General features: G+C 39.0%; 3 protein-coding genes. All 3 read left to right on the plus strand.

Annotated elements, in window-relative coordinates:
* A partial coding sequence (locus tag AC1DPQ_RS20810) for a GH92 family glycosyl hydrolase (protein ID WP_477610744.1) occupies positions 1-1,424 on the plus strand: 1,424 nt, incomplete at its 5' end.
* Between the two features lie 68 nt (positions 1,425-1,492).
* Positions 1,493-2,374, plus strand: a complete 882-nt coding sequence (locus tag AC1DPQ_RS20815) for an ROK family protein (protein WP_477585087.1) — start codon at positions 1,493-1,495, stop codon at positions 2,372-2,374.
* 276 nt (positions 2,375-2,650) lie between these two features.
* Complete coding sequence (locus tag AC1DPQ_RS20820; RefSeq protein WP_477585088.1) at positions 2,651-3,637, plus strand: basic secretory protein-like protein; 987 nt, start codon at positions 2,651-2,653, stop codon at positions 3,635-3,637.
* Positions 3,638-3,808: the final 171 nt, after the last annotated feature.

The following is a 3,808-nucleotide window of genomic DNA, read 5'->3' on the forward strand; positions in this document are numbered from 1 at the left end:
CTGCGGTGTGGAATAAATCGCTCGGTAAGATAGAAGTAGAAGGCGGATCTAAAGCAGATATGGAAACTTTTTATTCTTGCTTTTTTAGGGCAAGCCTGTTCTCCAGAAAGTTTTATGAAATAAATGAAGCCGGAAAACCATATTACTTTAGTCCGTATGACGGTAAAGTGCATGATGGATATATGTTTACCGATACGGGTTTCTGGGATACCTTCCGTGCGCAATTTCCACTAAACACACTGGTGCAACCAGAAATGCACGGTCGTTATATGCAGGCCATGCTCGATGCCTATGAGCAATGTGGTTGGTTGCCATCGTGGTCTTTTCCCAGCGAAGCTGGAAGTATGATTGGTAATCACGCTATTTCTTTGTTAACCGATGCCTGGGCAAAAGGAATCAGAACGTTCGATCCGAAAAAGGCGCTGGATGCTTATTATCACGAAGCGATGAATAAGGGGCCATGGGGTCCTGCAAATGGTAGGGATGGTGTAACAGAATATAACCAATTGGGTTATGTGCCTTATCCAAAATACAGAGAAGCTACAGCCAAAACACTAGAGTATGCCTACGATGACTATTGCGCTTACCATTTGGCAGAAATGATTGGAGATAAGCATTATATGAAGGTTTTTGAGAAACCCATGTTCAATTATAAAAATGTTTATGATCCTTCTACCCGTTTTATGAGGGGTAGGAACGCAGAGGGAAAATGGTCGCCAAATTTCGACCCAACGGAATGGGGAGGCCCGTTCACCGAAGGAAATGCCTGGCATTGGCAATGGTCGGTTTTTCAAGATACCAAAGGTTTAATTAATTTGATGGGCGGGAAAAGCAATTTTATCGCCAAGCTCGATTCTGTTTTCAGCGAACCTAATAAAGTAAATGTGGGTTCGTATGGCGGGATGATCCATGAAATGACCGAAATGGTAATGGCCAATATGGGCCAATATGCACATGGAAATCAACCGATACAGCACATGGTGTATTTGTATAATTATGCCAACCAACCCTGGAAAGCACAATTTTATGCCCGTAAGGTGATGCATAAACTGTACGATGCCACAGAAAATGGTTATCCTGGAGACGAAGACCAGGGGCAAACTTCATCGTGGTATGTTTTAAGCGCACTAGGGTTTTACAGCGTAACGCCAGGTACTGGGGAGTACGTTTTAGGAAGCCCAATGTTTAAAAAAACGACTATTAATTTAGAAAACGGCAAAAAATTCGTGATTGAGGCACCCGCCAATAATGCTGCCAATGTTTATATAAAATCGGCAAGCTTAAATGGTAAAAATTATACTAAAAATTTTATAAACCATAACGATTTGTTAAAAGGAGGGGTGTTAAAATTAGAGATGAATGTTAAACCTTCGTTAAATAGAGGATTATTAGAAGAAGATAAGCCATTTTCAATCAGTAAATAGATATTGAATTGCTACTTTTGGCGAATTAATTCAGATTATAAAGAATAGATAACAGAAATATATATAGAATGGAAAAGCCTGTTGCATTAGGTGTAGATATTGGCGGCTCGCATATTACGGCCGCATTGGTGGATTTAGAAACGAGAACTTTGGTGAAGGATTCCATCAAACGTAGCCCTGTGAATTCGCAGGAGAGTAAAGAAGTGATTTTATCGGCATGGTGCGATATCATCAATAAGGCTTTTAAAAATATTAAAAACGGTGCCCGGAATGTTGGAATTGCTATGCCTGGTCCTTTTAATTATAGTGAAGGCATTTCATTAATTAAAGACCAGGATAAGTTTAAATCACTTTACCAGATCAATGTAAAAGAAGAGCTGGCTAAACGACTGGATATCCCTGTAGAGAATATTCACTTTATAAACGATGCAGCAGGTTTTTTACAAGGTGAGGTTTTTGCTGGCGCTGCCAAAGGAAATGCCAGTGTGCTGGGCTTAACGCTTGGTACGGGCCTCGGCTCATCGCTTTGTCTCAATTATAATGATAAAGCTTTTGATGCTGACCTCTGGAACTCCGAATTTTTAGACGGAATTGCGGAAGATTACCTTTCTACTCGCTGGTTCGTAAAACGTTTTAACCAGCTTAGCGGCAAAACGGTAGATGGCGTGAAAGAATTGGTGGAAATGGTAGAAACCGATCATTTTGCCACCCGGGTATTTATGGAATTTGGTTATAACCTCGCGCAGTTCTTGATTCCTATTATTAAGAAACACAAAATAGATACTGTAATTGTTGGTGGTAATATTGCGCAATCTTTTAGTGCTTTTGCACCCGAGTTGATCGCAACCTTAAAAGGTAACGACATCGACACGGAAATAAAAATATCCGAGCTTAAAGAACATGCAGCGTTGATTGGTGCTGCAAGTTGCTGCGATTTAAGCTTAACTTAATAAGGAGAGGACTGCGGGTGATGACTTACATAATTAGTCCCGCAGTCTGCTCCTCTTTTGTCTTGCTCTACCACATAACGCCCTTTTTCGTGGCAATCCTGTTTGTTATTCGTATATTTTATTATTGATCTTTTTGCCTTAATTTATCAAAAAAAGGAATTAATTTTTCATCTGCGATATTATGCTTATTATTGCTTAATAAAACGTTTTAGTATAACGTTAAATCACTTTTAGATTTTTAAAATATTTCAATTAAAAATACACACCAACAAACAAATGAATCAGAAACTTTTAGTCATTGCACTGGCTTCTTTTTTAGGGGCAAAGGCTTTTGCTCAAAACCGGGGGCAACGAGAATACAAGATTACCATCAATGATAAAGATAGCGTAACAAATGCTATCGTGGATGACAAACTAAAGGCTGCTTTTTTTCAGGTTTATCCAAAATTTGCCCAGGCAGATGGATACCGTACCAAAAGAGATGTAATGTTAGATTTGGTAACGGAAGAAACATCAACAATACAGGCTAAAGCTGGAGAAATTAAAGTAAACAGCCAATGGGTTAAAAACAAATCTCAAGAGAAAATCCAAAAGGAAATGTTTTCTGCACTCTCAAAAAACTGGGTTTCTTACAGTAAAGAAAAACACAAAGGGTATGAATTAACATTTATCAGCAAAGATCCAAATTTAGATCCGACCGTAAGAAAGAAGTTAATTGCTACTTATTTCGAAATCTACCCAACCCTGGTTAAAACATTTAACGATAAATCTACCCACGATGTGTTATTTGTGGTGGATACAGCTTACAAAGCAGTTGCAGAAGCAAGCGGAAATAGAATTTTGTTTAGTGCTGCTTACATGAAAAAAGCACATCCAACCGATATTGATGTGGTAACGCACGAAACCATGCACATTGTTCAGGGTTATGGCTATAGTGCTGGTCCGGTTTGGCTAACCGAAGGTATTGCCGATTATGTACGTTATAAATATGGTGTTGATAATGTAGGCTCGAAATGGAGTTTGCCAGATTATAATGCAAAGCAGGGTTATAAAAATAGTTATCGTATTACCGCGAGGTTTTTTGCATGGTTAGAGCAAAATGTGAAACCTGGCTTAATTGCTACTTTAGATCAACAGTTAAGAGCGCATCAATACAAGGAGGAATCTTGGGCAGCCTTAACCGGAAAAACTGTCGACCAGCTATGGGAAGATTACAGCAAAGAACCACAAAAGGTAAGCCTTACTTACAGCAGCAAAAAATAAGAAATTGATCTACATGGAACGGCCGTCATCTCCTTTGGTTTATCGGACTGATTTTTCTTCTTGTAAATAGTATTACAAGAAGAAAGCTTGGTAAGCGTTTAAATAAAAGGCAGGGTGAACTTCCGTCATCTCTAGTTCACAGAACTTGTGGTCGTATTAGTCCCTGCCTTT

It is taken from the genome of Pedobacter sp. 01T416_2 (genome assembly GCF_056398925.1).

What these genes read in the sequence shown, in the direction of transcription:
- AC1DPQ_RS20820 (WP_477585088.1), top strand. Translation starts at nt 2,651, where the DNA reads ATGAATCAGAAACTTTTAGTCATTGCACTGGCTTCTTTTTTAGGGGCA.
- AC1DPQ_RS20815 (WP_477585087.1), top strand. Translation starts at nt 1,493, where the DNA reads ATGGAAAAGCCTGTTGCATTAGGTGTAGATATTGGCGGCTCGCATATT.